Annotated in this window: 17 protein-coding genes; 7 read left to right on the top strand and 10 right to left on the bottom strand. The window is 64.3% G+C overall.

Annotated elements, in window-relative coordinates; genetic code table 11:
- Positions 1–1,344: an ATP-binding response regulator gene (locus NKL06_RS29030; protein WP_023691064.1), complete on the top strand. Its 1,344-nt coding sequence runs from the start codon at positions 1–3 to the stop codon at positions 1,342–1,344.
- A 123-nt stretch (positions 1,345–1,467) separates the two neighbouring features.
- Here NKL06_RS29030 and NKL06_RS29035 read toward each other — a convergent pair whose 3' ends face one another.
- Positions 1,468–2,151 (bottom strand): response regulator, encoded by a 684-nt coding sequence (locus NKL06_RS29035; protein ID WP_023672627.1) that lies wholly within the window; start codon positions 2,149–2,151, stop codon positions 1,468–1,470.
- Positions 2,152–2,357: 206 nt separating this feature from the next.
- Here NKL06_RS29035 and NKL06_RS29040 point away from each other — a divergent pair, with 206 nt between their 5' ends.
- Genes NKL06_RS29040 through NKL06_RS29050 form a run of 3 tightly spaced genes read left to right on the top strand, consistent with a single transcriptional unit; the run spans position 2,358 to position 4,812 of the window.
- A complete protein-coding gene (locus NKL06_RS29040; protein ID WP_023691063.1) occupies positions 2,358–3,080 on the top strand; it encodes a fumarylacetoacetate hydrolase family protein in 723 nt (240 codons plus the stop codon).
- Between the two features lie 4 nt (positions 3,081–3,084).
- The gene (gene maiA, locus NKL06_RS29045; RefSeq protein WP_023691062.1) at positions 3,085–3,735 is read left to right on the top strand and encodes a maleylacetoacetate isomerase; all 651 of its coding nucleotides are present in this window, start codon (positions 3,085–3,087) and stop codon (positions 3,733–3,735) included.
- A gap of 36 nt (positions 3,736–3,771) precedes the next feature.
- A complete protein-coding gene (locus NKL06_RS29050; RefSeq protein ID WP_023691061.1) occupies positions 3,772–4,812 on the top strand; it encodes a zinc-dependent alcohol dehydrogenase family protein in 1,041 nt (346 codons plus the stop codon).
- 499 nt (positions 4,813–5,311) lie between these two features.
- On the opposite strand, the gene NKL06_RS29055 is transcribed toward NKL06_RS29050, so the two are convergent.
- Positions 5,312–6,175, bottom strand: coding sequence for a DMT family transporter (locus NKL06_RS29055; RefSeq protein WP_023691060.1), 864 nt, complete (start codon positions 6,173–6,175; stop codon positions 5,312–5,314).
- 106 nt (positions 6,176–6,281) lie between these two features.
- Here NKL06_RS29055 and NKL06_RS29060 point away from each other — a divergent pair, with 106 nt between their 5' ends.
- Positions 6,282–7,700: an aminotransferase-like domain-containing protein gene (locus tag NKL06_RS29060; RefSeq protein ID WP_023691059.1), complete on the top strand. Its 1,419-nt coding sequence runs from the start codon at positions 6,282–6,284 to the stop codon at positions 7,698–7,700.
- Between the two features lie 4 nt (positions 7,701–7,704).
- On the opposite strand, the gene NKL06_RS29065 is transcribed toward NKL06_RS29060, so the two are convergent.
- Positions 7,705–8,598, bottom strand: coding sequence for a LysR family transcriptional regulator (locus tag NKL06_RS29065; RefSeq protein ID WP_023691058.1), 894 nt, complete (start codon positions 8,596–8,598; stop codon positions 7,705–7,707).
- 131 nt (positions 8,599–8,729) lie between these two features.
- Here NKL06_RS29065 and NKL06_RS29070 point away from each other — a divergent pair, with 131 nt between their 5' ends.
- The gene (locus tag NKL06_RS29070) at positions 8,730–10,199 is read left to right on the top strand and encodes an MFS transporter (protein WP_023691057.1); all 1,470 of its coding nucleotides are present in this window, start codon (positions 8,730–8,732) and stop codon (positions 10,197–10,199) included.
- Positions 10,200–10,214: 15 nt separating this feature from the next.
- Here NKL06_RS29070 and NKL06_RS29075 read toward each other — a convergent pair whose 3' ends face one another.
- The 3 genes from NKL06_RS29075 to NKL06_RS29085 form a co-directional block, all read right to left on the bottom strand.
- Entirely contained in the window at positions 10,215–10,712 is a 498-nt protein-coding gene (locus NKL06_RS29075; protein WP_023681725.1) for a MaoC family dehydratase, read from the bottom strand.
- A 160-nt stretch (positions 10,713–10,872) separates the two neighbouring features.
- A complete protein-coding gene (locus tag NKL06_RS29080; protein WP_023672638.1) occupies positions 10,873–11,295 on the bottom strand; it encodes a phasin family protein in 423 nt (140 codons plus the stop codon).
- Between the two features lie 107 nt (positions 11,296–11,402).
- On the bottom strand, positions 11,403–12,698 hold the full coding sequence (locus NKL06_RS29085; protein WP_023691056.1) for a DUF445 domain-containing protein: 1,296 nt from the start codon (positions 12,696–12,698) through the stop codon (positions 11,403–11,405).
- Between the two features lie 295 nt (positions 12,699–12,993).
- On the opposite strand from NKL06_RS29085, the gene rirA reads away from it, so the two are divergent.
- Positions 12,994–13,455: an iron-responsive transcriptional regulator RirA gene (gene rirA, locus NKL06_RS29090; protein WP_023672640.1), complete on the top strand. Its 462-nt coding sequence runs from the start codon at positions 12,994–12,996 to the stop codon at positions 13,453–13,455.
- A gap of 109 nt (positions 13,456–13,564) precedes the next feature.
- Here the strand turns inward: rirA and NKL06_RS29095 are convergent, their stop codons facing one another.
- The 4 genes from NKL06_RS29095 to NKL06_RS29110 are packed head-to-tail and all read right to left on the bottom strand — an operon-like array spanning position 13,565 to position 17,409.
- On the bottom strand, positions 13,565–14,353 hold the full coding sequence (locus NKL06_RS29095; protein ID WP_023691055.1) for a heme ABC transporter ATP-binding protein: 789 nt from the start codon (positions 14,351–14,353) through the stop codon (positions 13,565–13,567).
- A gap of 6 nt (positions 14,354–14,359) precedes the next feature.
- Entirely contained in the window at positions 14,360–15,454 is a 1,095-nt protein-coding gene (locus NKL06_RS29100; RefSeq protein ID WP_023807346.1) for a FecCD family ABC transporter permease, read from the bottom strand.
- Positions 15,455–15,458: 4 nt separating this feature from the next.
- On the bottom strand, positions 15,459–16,340 hold the full coding sequence (locus NKL06_RS29105) for a heme/hemin ABC transporter substrate-binding protein (RefSeq protein ID WP_031208051.1): 882 nt from the start codon (positions 16,338–16,340) through the stop codon (positions 15,459–15,461).
- A 10-nt stretch (positions 16,341–16,350) separates the two neighbouring features.
- The gene (locus NKL06_RS29110) at positions 16,351–17,409 is read right to left on the bottom strand and encodes a hemin-degrading factor (protein WP_023691053.1); all 1,059 of its coding nucleotides are present in this window, start codon (positions 17,407–17,409) and stop codon (positions 16,351–16,353) included.
- Positions 17,410–17,411: the final 2 nt, after the last annotated feature.

Consider the following 17,411-nt stretch of genomic DNA (forward strand, 5'->3'; position numbering starts at 1 on the left):
ATGCCGCTCAGGGATATCGACGACGTCGACAGGCTGAAGAAGATCAACGCCGCTCTGGTCAGCCGCGTCGAGCGCTCGATGGACCAGCAGGGCAATGCCTTCTCGCTATTCCAGACCGCGATTTCACTGGAAAACCGCGTGCGTATGCGCACCGAGGAACTGCACTCGACCTTGCGTCGGCTGGAACAGTCGAACATCGACCTCAGCGCCGCCAAGGAAAACGCCGAACTGGCAAACCTGTCCAAGACCAGGTTCCTGGCCGCCGCCAGCCATGACGTGCTGCAGCCGCTGAACGCCGCCCACCTCTCCGTCTCGGCGCTGGCCGAAGTGCAGACCAGCGACGAGGGCAAGAAACTTGTCCGTCAGGTCGAGCGCTCGCTGGAGACCATGGAAGACCTGTTGCGCACGCTGCTCGACATTTCCAAGCTCGATGCCGGTGTGGTGCAGCCCGACATCGGCGATGTCAATCTGGAGACGCTGTTTTCCTCGCTGCGGTCGGATTTCCTGCCCGTGGCCGAGATGAAGGGGCTGGCGCTGAAGTTCCGCCCGGTCAGCGCCGTGGTGCGTTCGGACCGCACGCTTTTGCGCCGCATCCTGCAAAACATCCTGTCCAATGCGCTGCGCTATACCCCTTCGGGCGGCGTGCTTGTCGGCACAAGGCATCGCGGCGATACCATCCGCATCGATGTCGCCGACACCGGCTGCGGCATTCCCGACGACCAGCGCGAGGCGGTGTTCGAGGAGTTCCATCGCGGCTCCGCCATTCCAGCCGACACCGGGATCTCCGGCGGCGGGCTGGGCCTGGGCCTTGCCATCGTGCGGCGCATGGCCGCCGCGCTCGGTCATCCCGTGACGTTCTCCTCGAGGGTTGGGCGCGGCACCATCTTCCACATCGACGTGCCGGTCGGCATCGGCGCCAGCGCCGACGCCATCGCCAGCCTTGCCGAGATGGAGCGGCCGCGCGGCTACGGCCTGTTCGGCACCAAGGTGCTGCTGGTCGAAAACGACGCCGACGTGCTGCAGGCGATGACTTTCCTGCTCGAGCGCTGGCAGTGCCTGGTGCGCGCCGCGACCTCGACCGAGGCTGCGGTCAGCCTGCTTGGCGACACCGACTGGGTGCCCGACATCGTCATTGCCGACCAGCATCTCGACGACGGCGACCTCGGCACCGCAACAATAGCCGAAGTGCGCGATTATCTCGGCCGCGCCGTGCCGGCGTTGATCGTCACCGCCGACGGATCGGAGGCCATCGCCAAGGCAGCCCGCGCCGCCGGCATCGAGCTGATGCGCAAGCCGCTGAAACCAGCGCAGCTAAGGGCGTTGCTGGCGCATCTGCTGGCTTGAGCCCCATACCCTCCCCTCGATGGGGAGGGTCGGCGCGCAGCGCCGGGGCGGGGTGCAGCGCCAAGCTCCCCCACCCCGCTCCGCTTCGCGGATCGACCCTCCCCACAAGGGGGAGGGTAAAGATCAAAACCCCGCCTGATCGCGAAACAGCTCCGCATTGTCCAGCTTCGACACCTCGATCACCGCTTGCGTGCGGCTGTAGACGTTGAGCTTGCGCAGGATCTCCGAGACATGCGCCTTGACCGTGGTCTCGCCGACCTGCAGCTCGTAGGCGATCTGCTTGTTGAGCAGGCCTTGGCGCAGCATCTGCAGCACGCGCAGCTGCTGCGGCGTCAGTTTGGCCAGCCGCTGCACCATGTCGGCGCGGTCGGCGCTGTCGGCGTCGGGCGGCTGTCCCTCATAGGTCTCCGGCACATAGATCGCGCCCTCCATCACCGAGCGGATTGCGGCCGCAAGATCGCTCTTGCGCGCCGATTTCGGGATGAAGCCGGCAGCGCCATAGGACAACGCCTCGGAGATGATCTTCGGCTCCTCATAGCCCGAGACGACGACCACCGGCAGCCGCGGATGGCGGGTCCTCAGCTGCAGCAACCCGTCAAAGCCATGCACATCGGGCATGTTGAGATCGAGCAGCGCCAGATCGAACGGTTTTATCCCACCCAGGAGATCGAGCGCTTCGGCGATCGAGCGCGCCTCCACCGTGTCGACTTCCGGGTACGCCATCTGCACGGCGCTGTGCAGCGCCTCGCGAAACAGCGGATGGTCGTCGATGATCAGAAACCGGGCGCGATCGTTGATTGCGGTCATGGTGTTCGTTTCAGTTCTCCGTGGGCACGATACTCCCGCTGGTATGGCCAGCTTATTGGCAAATAGTCTATCGCCATCTTAACCCCCGGAGGCGAAGCCGACTTTATCCGACAATCAAGGCGCAGCCGATGCTTTTGCGGAGGCTCCTGCCTTGCCCGGCGGTTCAAATCGGTCAAATGTGCCCCAGTTGAAGCAGAGACCCGCGCATGACAGAATTCGTCTTTCCCTTGCCCGCAACCCCATCGGTCGCCATAGAAGGTTCGGCCGAGCGCTTTGCGGTGCGCCGCATTTTCTGCGTCGGCCGCAACTACGCTGCGCATGCCCGCGAACTCGGCAATGACGAGCGCGACCCGCCCTTCTTCTTCACCAAGCCGGCCGATGCGATGGTCGATTCCGGCACCACGGTCCCCTACCCGCCTTTGACCAAAAACCTGCACCATGAGATCGAGCTGGTGGCGGCGATCGGCAAGGCCGGCTTCCGCATTCCGCGCGCTGAGGCGCTCGACCATGTCTGGGGCTACGGCGTCGGCATCGACCTCACCCGCCGCGACCTGCAGGACGAAGCCAAGAAAGCAGCGCGGCCCTGGGATTGGTCGAAGGCCTTCGACCGCTCGGCGCCCTGCGGTCCGCTGGTGCCGGCCGCCAAATCCGGCCATCCGCAAAAGGGCCGCATCTGGCTCGCCGTTGACGGCGCGGTGAAACAGGAGGGCGACCTCGCCGAACTGATCTGGCCGATCGCCGATATCGTTTCGATCTGCAGCAGTGCGGTTGTACTACAACCGGGCGACCTGATCTTCACCGGCACGCCGGCCGGCGTCGGCGCGGTAGCGCCGGGTCAGACGATGACCGGCGGTGTCGACGGCATCGGCACCATCGAGATCACTGTCGGCCAAGATTCGATCGGCCAAAATTCCACCGATAAGCCGTGATCCGATGAGCGACCTCGTCCTCCACAACTATTACCGCTCTTCCACCTCCTATCGCGCACGCATTGCGCTCGAGATGAAGGGCCTGACCTACGATTACGTGCCGCATCATCTGCGTCATGGCGATCATCTGGAGCCGGCTTACCTGGCGGTCAATCCGCAGGGGCTGGTGCCGGCGCTGATCCTGGGCGACGGCACGCTTTTGACGCAGTCGCTGGCGATCATCGAATATCTCGACGAGACCCATCCCGATCCGCCGCTGCTGCCGAAGGACGCGCTCGGCCGGGCGCGCGTGCGAATGCTGGCGCAGATGATCGCCTGCGACATCCACCCGGTGAACAATCTGCGCGTGCTGACCTCGCTGCGCACTTTGTTCGGCGCCGGCGACCAGGATGTCATCCACTGGTTTCGCCACTGGGTGAACGAAGGCTTCCAGCCGCTTGAAAAGATTCTGGCTTCATCGGATGAGACCGGCACATTTTGCCATGGCGACGCACCGGGCCTCGCCGACATCTGCCTGGTCGCCCAGATCGCCAGCAACGCCCGCTTCGGCGTCGACCTGACACCCTACCCCGAGATCTCCCGCATCCACGCCGCCTGCATGGCGCTGCCGGCCTTTCAGAAGGCGGCGCCGGAGAATCAGATAGATGCCGAATAGGCTCACAATGCCGGAGCAGAGCACGGAGAGTTGCCGATGAAAGCCGTCGTCTTCGAAAAATTCGGTGAGACGCCGAGAATCCTGACCGTGCCGGATCCGAAACCGGCTGCCGACGGCGTCGTCATCAAGGTCGAGGCGACCGGGCTCTGCCGCAGCGACTGGCATGGCTGGATGGGCCATGACGATGGCATCACACTGCCGCATGTGCCGGGCCATGAACTGGCCGGCATCGTCGTCGCCGTCGGCAAGCAGGTGACCCGCTGGAAGGCCGGCGAACGCGTCACCGTGCCGTTTTGCGTCGGCTGCGGCCGCTGTTTCGAATGCAATTCGGGCAATCATCAGGTCTGCGAGCACCAGACGCAGCCGGGTTTCACCGCCTGGGGATCGTTTGCCGAATATGTCGCCATCGAGCACGCCGACACTAATCTGGTGCGCCTGCCCGAGGAGATGGAGTTTGCCACCGCCGCCAGCCTCGGCTGCCGTTTCGTCACCTCGTTTCGCGCCATTGTCGACCAGGGCCGGGTGACGCCGGGCGAATGGGTGGCGGTGCATGGCTGCGGCGGCGTCGGCCTTTCGGCGATCATGATCGCCAGTTCCATGGGCGCCAATGTCATCGCCATCGATCTCACCGACGAGAAACTGGAATTCGCCAGAAAGATCGGCGCGGTGGCGACCATCAACGCCTCGACGACGCCGAACGTGGTCAAGGCGGTCAAGCAGATCACCAATGGCGGCGCGCATATGTCGATGGACGCGCTCGGCCACCCCACGACATCGTTCAACTCGATTGCCAATCTGCGTCGGCGCGGCCGCCACGTGCAGGTCGGCCTGATGCTGGGCGAACATGCCCGCCCGCAAGTGCCGATGGACAAGGTGATCGCCTTCGAGCTCGAAATCCTCGGCAGCCACGGCATGCAGGCCTACCGCTACCCCGCCATGATGGAGATGATCCGCACCGGCAAGCTCAAGCCCGAACTGCTGGTCGGCAAGAAGATCAGCCTTGATGAGGCGCCGGCGGCGCTGATGGCGATGGGCGGTTTCGAGGGGATTGGCATTGGGGTGGTGACGAAGTTCTGACAGCGATTCGATAGAAATTGCAGAACAGTCCATGCAACCAAGACGCCAGTAGAATCGCTCGACAAGGTTGCGCTAGTCCGTCAGAATCGACCCCAAGCGATCATCGGATTGAACCTGGCTGGACCAGCCACACACAGGAACTATACTGTCGCTATGGCCTATTGGGTAAAGCGTATTGCACTAAAGGATGGCGAAGTAGCCACGGAACGTGAGCTTCGCGCAGACGAAAACCGATTTGCTGGAACGGCTCCGGTGGTTGGTGACTTGATTGAGGTCGAATGTCGCGGCCGCAGGTTTATGGCTGAGGTGGTATGGGGAAATTGGCCCGGCCGCGTTCATCCACACGATACAGTTGTACCGCTTCGGGTTTTCGAGGTTGGCCTTGATCCGGCAACCCCGCTCCGCTTTCCGACTCGTGGCCCAACCTGATCGCGGAGTGACTGCTTCCACCAAGTTCTGTCATTTCACATTAATGAGACCGCGGCCGAATCAGCCAATCCTACCGCGCAAACCTCTTCGCCCCGACCACGCAGGCGACCACACCCAGCGTGACAACCACCATCAGCGGGCTGACCTGCTCGTGCAGAAGCGTCGCCGCCAGCGCCAGTCCGAAGAAGGGCTGCAGCAACTGCAATTGCCCGACGGCGGCGATGCCGCCTTGGGCGAGGCCGCGGTACCAGAACACGAAGCCGATCAGCATGCTGAACAGCGAGACATAGGCGAGACCCATCCAGGCGCCGGAGCCGACGCCGGCGAAGGATGGCGGCAGCGTCGCGAACGTCAGAACCAGCATGATCGGCAGCGAGATCGCCAGCGCCCAGCAGATCACCTGCCAGCCGCCCAGCCTGCGCGACAATGCCGCCCCCTCGGCATAGCCCAGGCCGCAGACGATGATGGCGGCCAGCATCAGGCCGTCGCCGACAGGTGAGGCCGTCACGCCTTGCATCAGGGCAAAACCGGCGACCAGCGCGCTGCCGATGCAGGAAAACAGCCAGAAGGCCGGGCGCGGACGCTCGCCACCGCGCAGCACGCCGAAAATCGCGGTGGCCAGCGGCAGCAGGCCGACGAAGATGATAGAGTGGGCAGAGGTGACGTGCTTGAGCGCCAGAGCGGTGAGCAAGGGAAAGCCGACAACCACCCCAAGGGCGACGATCACCAGCGACAGAAAATCGCTGCGCGCCGGGCGCTTCTGCCGAAACAGCATCAGCATGGCGAGACCGAGAAGTCCGGCAATCGCGGCGCGGGCCGAGGTCAGGAATGTCGGATCGAACTCCGCCACGGCGACGCGCGTCGCCGGCAGCGAGCCTGAGAAGATCAACACGCCGATGAATCCGTTCAGCCAGCCGCTCGCGGTCTTGTCCATTCCAGGCTCCATTGCTTTCGCCCTCTATCGGGCACGTGCCTATGGTGCAGCCAGAGACAATGCAGTACAATTCCATCAAACTGTAATGGCTACCAGAGCAATACAGATGACCGAACTCATTTTGGAAACCGGCAATGCGCACCCTCCTGTCGCGACCACGCTTGTGGAAACTGTCATGGCGACCATCCGCCAACGGATATCGGCGCGCAGCCTGACGCCAGGCGCGCGGCTGCCTTCGATCCGCGCCTTCGCCAAGGCCATGCAGGTGTCCAAGTCGACCGTGGTCGAAGCCTATGAGCGGCTCGCCGCCGAAGGCGCGATACGCTCACGGCCGGGCTCGGGCTTTTATGCCGCCGGATCGCTGGCGCCACTGTCGCTGGCCGAGATCGGCCCGCGGCTCGACCGCGCCATCGATCCGCTTTGGGTTTCGCGCCAGTCACTGGAAGCCGGCGACGAGATGCTGAAACCCGGCTGCGGCTGGATGCCGGCCTCATGGATGCCGCAGGGGGCCTTGCGCCGGGCGCTGCGCACCGTGGCGCGCGCCGACGATGTCGACCTAGCCGATTACGGCACGCCGCTCGGCCTGCCGCCGCTCAGGCAATTGCTCGCGCGGCGCATGGCTGGCCACGGCATCGAGGTCTCGCCCGAACAGATCATGCTGACCGAATCGGGCACGCAGGCCATCGATCTTCTGTGCCGCTTCCTGATCGAACCGGGCGATACCGTGCTGGTCGACGACCCCTGCTATTTCAATTTTCACGCGCTGCTGCGCGCCCACCGCGCCAAGGTCGTCAGCGTGCCCTACACGCCATCGGGGCCTGATATCGAGCTGTTCGCGCAGGCGCTCGCCGAGCACAGGCCGCGCCTCTACATCACCAATTCCGCCATCCACAACCCGACCGGCGCGATCCTGTCGCCGGTCACCGCGCACCGGCTGCTGAAGCTCGCCGACCAGTCGGACCTGACCATCGTCGAGGACGACATCTTCGCCGATTTCGAGCACAGTCCCGCGCCCCGGCTGGCGGCGTTCGACGGCCTCAACCGCGTCGTCCATATCGGTAGCTTCTCCAAGACGCTATCGGCATCGGTTCGCTGCGGCTTCATCGCGGCACCGCGCGACTGGATCGAGCAACTCACCGACCTCAAGATTGCCACCACCTTCGGCGGCGGCCGGCTGGCGGCCGAACTGGTGCTGACGCTGCTTAGGGACGGCAGCTACCGCAAGCACATGGAATTGCTGCGCGCGCGGCTTTCCCGCGCCATGGGTGAGACGGGCGCGCGCCTGAAGGCGATCGGCATCACGCCCTGGATCGACCAACCGGCCGGCTTGTTCCTGTGGTGCAGCCTGCCGGATGGCGTGGATGCGGCTGAAATTGCTCGCCGTGCATTGGCCGACAACATCGTGCTGGCGCCCGGCAATGCATTCAGCCTGTCGGGAACCGCCAGCCGGTTCCTGCGCTTCAACGTTGCCCAATGCCAAGACGAGCGGATTTTCAGGGTGCTCAAGGCGGCAATGGCGCGCTGAGCGCTCAGCGGGAGGCCGCGCAGACCTTCCGAACGCAATCTCGCAGCCAGCGTTGCGCCGGATCGGCATCGAGCCGTGGATGCCAGAGCATCGAGATGGTGACCTCCACCGTGGCGACCGGCAGCAGAAAGCTGACCATGCCGGCGCGTGCGCCTTGCGTGTGCCGTTCGGGCACGCTGGCAATAAGGTCCGAAGCGCGCGCCATGGCGAGTGCAGCCGAAAAGCCGGAGACCATGCACGCCACGGTTCGCTGCAGGCCGAGCAGCGCCAAAGTCTGATCGATCGGCCCTCTTTCCCGACCCCGCCGTGAAACGCTGATGTGGCGGCCGGCCGCGTAGCGTTCAGGCGTCACCGCGCCTTCGCTCAAGGGATGGCCGGCTCCTACGGCGCCGACGAACCGGTCACGGAACAGCGCCTGTATCAGCACTTCAGGTCCGGTCTCGCCGGCAACGCCGATTTCCAGATCGATCGCTGCGTCGCGCAACGAGGCGACATCCTTGTCGGCTTTCGGCGCAAATCGCAGCCGCACGCCCGGCGCCTCGGCCTGGATGCGAGCGACAAGACGCGGCCCGAACTCCTCGACGAACCCTTCATTGGTGCGCAGCGTGAAGATCTGGTTCAGCTTCGCGAGATCGAGAGGCCTGGCAGGGCGCAGCAACGTTTCTGCTTCCTGGACGACACGGCCGGTCTGCTGCCGCAATGCCTCCGCGCGCGGCGTCGGCACAAGGCCTCGACCGGCCCGAACCAGCAGCGGGTCGCCGGTCGCTTCGCGCAGTCGCGCCAGGGTGCGACTCATCGCCGAAGGGCTGAGCCGCAGCCGGGTTGCCGCGCGAGCCACGCTACCTTCGGTCAGCAGGACGTCGAGAGCGAACAGCAGATTGAGGTCGGGCGATGTCATTGGCGGATTGTAGCACATGCCATGGCGTTTGGTGCACGAATAAGATGCAAATGCTGCGCCTTCCGCCATTCCACCCTGACGACTAGATCTCCGACAGGTCCGGTTGCGGGACTGACAAGGAGGAAATCGCCATGGCAACTGCCGAGCAGAACGAGTGCGCATCGGCGCCGCAGAACACCCGGTCCGCAGGCCTGGCCCACTCTCCTGTCTTGGCATTGGCCAGCCTGTCGCTCGCCACGCTGCTGTCGTCGCTTGGAACCAGCATTGCCAGCGTCGGACTGCCTTCCCTCATGCAGGCGTTCGGTGCGCCGTTCCAGTCCGTGCAATGGGTGGTTCTCGCCTATCTGCTCGCCATCACGGCCCTGATCGTCAGCGCCGGCCGGCTGGCCGATATGGTCGGCCGCCGGCCGTTGCTGCTCGGCGGCATCGCGCTGTTCACACTGGCCTCGGTGCTCTGCGGCCTGGCGCCGACGCTCTGGCTGCTGATTGCGGCGCGCGCCGTGCAAGGGCTGGGTGCCGCGCTGATGATGGCGTTGACGCTGGCCTTTGTCGCGGAGACCGTGACCAAGGAGAGAACCGGCAGCGCCATGGGCCTGCTCGGCGCCATGTCGGCGATCGGCACGACGCTCGGACCCTCACTCGGCGGCTTGCTGATCGCCGGCTTTGGCTGGCGGGCGCTCTTCCTCGTCAATGTGCCGCTCGGCCTCCTGACCTTTGCCCTCGCCTGGCTGGCCCTGCCTGCCCGCGGCAAGGCTGCGGGCGTTCAAGGCGGGTTCGACGCGATCGGGACGGTCTTGCTAGGCCTGACGCTCGCCGCCTATGCACTGGCCATGACGCTCGGCCACGGCCATTTCGGCGCCCTCAACACCGGCCTGCTGGTTGCCGCCGGCATCGGCGTCGTTCTGTTCGGCGTCGCGCAGAAGAGGGCGAAGAATCCCTTGATCCGGCTTGCCCGGTTGTACGACATCCGGCTCAGCGCCAGCCTCGCCACGAACCTCGTTGTCGCCACAGTGATGATGGCGACCCTGGTGGTCGCTCCGTTCTATCTGTCGCGAGGGCTGGGGCTCAATGCTGCGATGGTCGGCGTGGTCCTGTCGACAGGTCCGCTGGTCTCCGCGCTCTCGGCACTTATCGCCGGCCGCCTCACCGATCGCTTCGGTACCAACAGGATGATGATCGCCGGACTATTCGGCCTGGTCAACGGCACCTTGCTTTTGTCGCTCGCCGCAACAAAATTCGGCATTGCCAGCTATATCGTGCCGATCGCCGTCACCTGCTTCGGGTACGCCCTGTTCCAGACATCCAACAATGCCGCCGTCATGAGCGGTGTCGCTGCCGGCGAGCGCGGCGTGGTGTCCGGCCTGCTCAATCTGTCGCGCAATCTCGGCCTGATCACCGGCGCATCGCTTATGGGCGCCATTTTTGCGGCTGCCTCGACGGGAGAACGGCAAAGCCAGGACATGCTGACCTCAGCGGCAGCCGCGCACGGCATGCAGGTTACCTTTCAGACGGCAACGGTCCTGGCGGTGGCTGCGCTGTTGCTGGCACTGCTCTCGACCCGCGCCGGCGGCAGGCTGTCGGTGCGGCAACAGCCATCATGACCGAAGATAGGGAGCTTACGCTCCCGCCCGCTTGCGCCGCTCATAAAGCATGACCAGCGTTTCGGCGGTCAGCGCCGGCCTCTGTTCGCCCTCGATCTCGACCGTATTGGCGGCCTTCATCAGATACTGGCCCGGCCCCTTGTCCTCCACCGACAACAGCGTCGTGCGCAGCCGGATGCGTGCGCCGACCCTGACGGGCGCCAGGAACCGCACCTTGTCGAAGCCGTAATTGAAGGCGGCTTGCGTGTTTTCGGGGACGATGCCCATGCCCAGCGCCAGCGCGCCGATGATCGACAGCGTCAGATAGCCATGCGCGATCGTGGTGCGAAATGGGCTCTGCCGCTTCGCCCGCTCCGGATCGACGTGGATCCACTGATGGTCGCCTGTGCATTCGGCAAACTGGTTGATGCGGTTCTGGTCGACGGTCGTCCATTCCGACACGCCGAGCTCCTGCCCGGCCATCGCCCTTAACTGCTCGAAGGTCGGCGGCGTTTTCGGCCGTAGTTCCGTCATTCCTGCTTTCCCGGTGGCTCCCAGTGCCTCGGACCACGAACGGACGGCTCCTGTCAATTCGCCCGTTGCGATTCCGTTCCGCCATTTTCCGCCAAACAGCGTCCCTCGTCCATGCTCATGCGCCGCAACCGGCCCGCTCCTCTCATGGTTGCGTTGAGAGTCACTTCTTGTCATAGCCCGAGCGGATTTCCTCCATCGCTTCCTTGATGCGGCTGCGCAGGATTTCGATCGATTCGGTGCCGGATTTCTTGACCAGCTCGGCCACTTCGCCGGCATTTTTCAGGGCGGCTTCGAAGGATTTCCTGGCGAACTCCGCCTGTTTTGTCATCAGTTCCTGGGGATTGCCCGGCGCCTTGTAGCTCTGCGCCATGTCGCTGACTTCACGCAGCGTGTCCTGCAGCATCTCGCGCTGTCTGGACAACAATGAGGTCGCGCCGGCAGCTCCCGCCCGCGCCGATCTTTCCAGGGCCTCGAGGTTCTTGCGATGATGCGCGAGGATCGCCTCGACATTCGGCACCTTCAGGTCACGGCCGAACCGGCTGAACATGTCAAGGAACGAATCGGAGTCGGGTTGTTTGGCCATTGCTCGTGCTCCCCAGTGTCGCAAATGCTGAACCCTGTTCTGGACAATAGCACTCGCGCGCCGTGTGTCCATTCGGACGCCCAAGCAATTCAGCGGCAAATGCAGCATCAGCCAGCGAGAAACAGCCTCTCCGCCGTGTAGAGCACGATACCCGCCAATCCGCCGATAATCATGCCGTTGAAGCGGATATATTGCAGGTCCTTGCCGATGTTCATCTCGATCAGCCTCGTCAGTTGGGCAAGGTCCCAGCGCTTGACCTGGTCGGCGATGAATGTCGACACACCGCTCTTCTGGCTCTCGACGAACGACGACAGCGCCACGACAAAGCCCTGGTTCATGTCGGCCCTGATCTGCGGATCGCCTGAGAGATGGCGGCCGACCTCGACGAACATGTTGGCGAGATGCGCGCGAACAATCGAATTCTCCGCCTTGGCGTCCTGTTCGATGAACAGGCTGAGGCTCTGCCACATGTCGCCGGCGAGCGACTTCACTTCCGGCCGCGCCAGGAAATCGCGTTTCAGCTTCTCGGCCCGTTTGGCGTATTGCTTCGAGGTTCTGAGCCGCTCGATGAAGCTGTGCGCGAAACGGTCGAATTCGGCGCGCATCGGATGGTCGGGGTCGGCCCGCACCTCGTCAAGCAGCGAACCGGCGGAAGCGACTATCTTCTTCAGCAGATAGGCGTCGGCTCTGAACAGGTTGAACAGCGACGGCAATTCCTCGCGGATTTTCTCGCGCATGGTCGCCAGCGCCTCTTCATCGTTCAGGAACCGGCCGATCACCCTGGTGAATTCGTCGAAGAGTTTCTGGTGGCGGCGGTCGTCGGTCAGTGCCGACAGCAATTCGGCCGCGAGCGGCGCCAGCGGCACCTTGTCGATCTGCTCCAGCATGCGGCTGGTGACGAAGCCGCGCAGGCCGGATTGCTCGATCGCCGCAAGCGTCTGCGGGACCAGCCGTACGACGAAGCGTGACAGGCCGGCAGAGCGTTCGGCGTCAGTCAGCCAGTCGGCGACGAGTGCTGCAAAATCGACCTCGGCCAGCTTTTCCCGCACCGGCTCCGGCGCCAGAAAATTGACCTCGATGAAGCGGCCCAGATTATCGGCGATGCGGTTCTGGTTCGCTGGGATGATGGCGGTGTGCGGGATCGGCAGGCCCAGCGGCCGCTTGAACAGCGCCACCACCGCGTACCAGTCGGCCAGGCCGCCAATGGTCGCCGCCTCGGCGAAGGCCGCCACGAAGCCCAGCCACGGATACTTGGCCTCGGACGATTTGGCCACGGCAAAAACCACGACGCAAAGCACCAGCGCAGCCGTGGCGAGGAACTTTGTCCGCCGCAACGCGAAAAGCTTGGCGCCCGTCTCGGCATCAAAACCGCCAGGCGCCAGGGACGAAGCCGATTGGGACATGATACGCCGCTCCTCATCGATCTCTTGGCTATCTGGCATGGGCTATTTAGGGGGTGTTTGGGCCCGTAGCATGATCGGATGGGCCGATTTCGTCCGGGGATTGCCGGTTTCGCACGCAAAGTTGACAAGAATGTTCATCTATCATGCAATCCCAGTCTGGAATTGTTCCAAGGTATAGGCCATATTCCGATCAGGCCAGTGTGGGCGAATCCGAAACTCCGGGTGAGAAAGCCGCACCAGCACAATCTAAAATCTGGTGCAGTTCCAGCGCGCCAGCACTCGGGTGAGGAATTAAATGCGGCTGACGCGCCAGACCAACTACGCCATGCGCATCCTGATGTATTGCGCCGCCAACAACGATCGCCTGAGCCGCATCCCCGAGATTGCGGCCGCCTATTCGGTGTCGGAGCTTTTCCTGTTCAAGATCCTGCAGCCGCTGGTCGAGCATGGCCTGGTCGAGACGGTGCGCGGCAGGAATGGCGGCGTGAGGATCGGCCGCCCCGCCGAGCAGATCAGCCTGTTCGACGTCGTACGGGTGACCGAAGAGAGCTTCGCCATGGCCGAGTGCTTCGAAAACGACGCCGCCGAATGCCCGCTGGTCGACAGCTGCCAGCTGAATTCGGCGCTGCGCGAGGCGCTCAACGCCTTCTTTGCCGTACTCTCCCGCTACACCATCGCCGATATGGTGGCGGCGCGCCCGAATGTGCGTCATTTGCTCGGCATCGACATGCTGGTCCAGCGAGCTCCGGCCGCCTGAGTTTTCTAGTGCATGTCGCTCAAAAGTGGCCCCGGTTTTGAGACAACGACATGCATAAAAACAAAGACCTAAAGCGCGTCGCCTGAGTCCGTTCAAACGCGACGCGCTTTTAGGCGGCTGACTGCGGCAAGACGAACGGCATGCTCGCCGCCGGCAACACACCGACCCTTAGCCGACAATCGAACACCTTTTCGATCAGATCGTCGCTCAGCACCTCCTGCGGTGAACCGTCGGCGGCGAGCCGGCCGCGATGCATCACGAAAATCCGGTCGGCATACATGGCCGTCAGATTGAGGTCGTGCAGGATGGCGATCACACCGCCGCCGCGCCGGGCGAAATCGCGGGCGATGTTCATGATGATCAGCTGGTGCTTGATATCGAGGCTGGAGACCGGCTCGTCGAGATAGAGATAGCGCGGCTTGCCGTCGAGCACCGGCGCCCAGACCTGGCACAGCACGCGCGCCAGTTGCACACGCTGTTGTTCGCCGCCCGAAAGCTCCTGATAGAAGCGGCCGGCAAAGCCGTCGAGGTCGACCCGCGCCAGCGCCCGCTCGGGCAGACGATCATCTTCGCCCGGCAGAACGCCGGAACGGCCGCCGATAAGGCCGAGCCTGACCACTTCGTGCACGGTGAAGGGAAAGGACAGCGTCGCGGCCTGCGGCAGCACGGCACGCACAGTCGCGGCCTCCACCGGCTTCATCGCGGAGAGGTCGCGCCCGTTGACGGCCACTGTCCCCGCAAACGCCAGATCGCCCGACAACGCCTTCAAAAACGTCGTCTTGCCCGAGCCGTTGGGTCCGACGATTGCCGCAATTTCGCCCGGCCGCGCGACGAAATCGACATTGGCAACAATGCGCTTGCCGCCGATCGCCACCGAGACATCGCGTGCTTCGATCATGCCGCCTCACAAGTCGATTACGCCGCGCTTGCGCAGCAGGATCCAGAGGAAGAACGGCGCGCCGGCGATCGCCGTGACGATGCCGATTGGCAATTCGGCCGGCGCCACGATGACGCGGGCAACTGCGTCGGCAAGAAGCAGCATCGAGGCGCCGAGCAGCGCCGATGCGAGCAAAAGATAGCGATTGTCCGGACCGATCAGCAGCCGCAGCAGATGCGGCACGACGATGCCGACAAAACCGATGCCTCCGCTGACTGCGACAGAGGCGCCGACCGCTGCCGAGACGCCGACGATCGCGGTGTATTTCAGCCGCTGTACCGGGATGCCGAGATGTCCGGCCGTCGCCTCGCCGAGCGCCAGGGCGTTGAGGCCTTTGGCCAGGAACGGCATTGCCGCAAGCGCCAGCACGATGATCGGCCCGACGGAAGCGATCTTCGGCCAGGTCGCGCCGCCAAGCGAGCCCAGCTGCCAGAAGGTCAGGTCGCGCAACTGCCGGTCGTCGGCCATGAAGATGAGAATGCCGGTCAGCGCCATAGCAAGGGCTGCCAGCGCAATGCCGGCAAGCAGCATGGTGGCGACCGAGGTCTGTCCCTGCCGCGTGGCGACACGGTAGAGCACCAGCGTCACCGCAAAGCCACCGCAAAAGGCGGCGAGCGGCAAGGCCAGCCCGCCGAGCGCCAGAGTGAGCGGCGCCAGCCACGTCGTGCCGAGCACGATGACGGCGACCGCGCCGAGGCTCGACCCGGCGGAAACGCCGATCAGGCCGGGATCGGCGAGCGGGTTGCGAAACAGGCCTTGCATGACCGCACCCGATACGGCCAGTGCCGCCCCGATGAGCACACCGAGAAGTACGCGCGGCATGCGGATATCGTAGACGATCAGCCGGTCGCGGGCACCAAGCGCGGCGTCGTCCGGCATGGTGCCGGTCAGCCAGTCACGAATGACAGCAACGGCCGATGCATCGGAAGCGCCCGACCTCAGCGACAGGAACAGCGAAAGGGCAAGCGCCACACACAGGAGCACAATAACCAGGCGAGCGCGCCCGGAACGATCGCCCTCGGCCACCTTGCCCGCCGCGCCGGTGATCGACTGATCCACCATCGGCTCAGTCCGTGACCTGGCTGCGATAGAGCGAGGCGGCCAGATCGTGGATGGCATCGGCCGTGCGCGGCCCGAAGCCGAGGAGATAGCTGCCATCCATCAGGATCAGTTTGCGGCCTTCACCCGCCGGCGTCGAGGTGATCGACGGGATGGCGAACAGCTCGGCCTCCGCAATCGGCGGTCCGGCATTTTTCATCGCCAGGATCACGTCCGGCCTGGCGGTTACGATGGCCTCGTCGGACATCTGCTTGTAGCCGGAAAAACCTTCAACGGCGTTGACCGCACCGGCGAGCTTGATGATGCCGTCGCCGGCGGTGTCGGTGCCGGCGGCCAGGATCTTGCCGCCCTGGATCGACAGCACGAACAGGACGCGCTTGCGCTGCTTGATCGACGCCGTCTGCTTCTCGGCCGCCTTCAGCTTGGCATCGGTCTCAGCCACCAGCGTCTCGGCCTTGGCGTCGACGCCGAGCGCCTTGCCGACGATGCGGATCTTTTCCAGGATGCCGTCATGGCTGTAATGCTCGGGCACGTCGATGAACGGAACGCTCGACTTTTTCAGCACATCGACCGCTTCCTTCGGCCCACTGCCATGCAGCGCCAGAATGCCCGAAGGATTGACCGACAACACGCCTTCCGGCGACAGCTGGCGCATATAGCCGACGTCGGGCAGCGCGACCGCGGCGGCGGGGTAGCGGCTGGTCGAATCGCGGGCGACGAGATGACCTTCCTCGCCAAGCGCGTAGACGATCTCGGTGATCGAACCGCCGATCGCCACGATCCGCGACGTGTCGGCAAACACGGCCACGTTCTCGCTGGCCGGCACTGGGGCGGCAATAAACAGCGACAGGCCCATGGCCGCGGCAAGCATCCTGAACAGTGAAATCATCGTCGTTTCCTCAGGCTGCGGTCGGGCTTGGAATGCGCGGCAGGTTCTCGGCAAGGAACCGCCAGTCGTCGCGCTCGCCCTCGCCTTCATGGCGCTTGCCGAAGAACTGGATGATCATCTTGCCGTCGGCGCCATAGGCTTCGAGCGAGGTGACATGACCGTCCTTGGTCGGTTTGCGCACCGCCCACACCTCCTGGATGTGGTCGGTGCGCAGATGCAGGTGGAACGTCTCGTCCATCACGTTGATCCACGGCCCCATCGGCCTGATCGACTTGACGGGACCGGAATGGATCTGGATGCAGCCTCGGTTTCCGACAAAACACATGATCGGCATGCCGTCGGCGGCGGCATGGTGGAACATGGCGCCGATGGCGTCATTGTCGAGCAGCCAGGCATAGTCCTGGCCGACCATGCGCACGGCCTGGCGGCGGGTGAGCTTCAGCGTTTTCAACATGCCAAAGAACTGATGCACGTCGGTCAGCCGGCTCCAGCGGTCGCGCAGATCATCGATGTCTGCGGCAATGCCCGACGTCTCCGCGTCGTCGTCGGCCAGGCCTGCGATAGACACGGTCGCCTCCTGGTTCGGCGATTCGAGTGCGGCCACGAGCTTCTGGTAGGCATAGAGATTGGAAGCCGGCCGCAGATGCACCTTGTGCACCGCATCGCCGGCCGCGTCGAAGAATTGCAGGCTGCGGCGGATGTCGCCGCCGTCGCGCTTTTCCACGGCAAAGCCATGCGCCCAGACTTTGGGAAAAATGCGCAGGTCGATGTTTTCGCCCAGCACCATGGCGTTGTGCGTGCCTGTGACAACCTTGTCGTAGACGCCGATCTTCTCGTGCACCGCGCTTTCGTTGCGGGTCAGCGCCATCACTTCGCCGACGGCGTCGAGGCCGGTCAGAAGATCGTTGACCCAGGGCTCGACGCGCACGACGCCGTCGCCGCAATGCGCGGCCACCAGCTCGGCCTCGGAAATACCGAGCTCGGCGGCAAGATCGCGCTCGCGCGCTTTCGGATTGTCTGCCCGCGCCCGCCGGATTTCATGCGGGGCGGGTTTTGCGCGCTGGTCCATGT

The organism is Mesorhizobium sp. C268A, assembly GCF_040324475.1.
GTDB lineage: Bacteria > Pseudomonadota > Alphaproteobacteria > Rhizobiales > Rhizobiaceae > Mesorhizobium.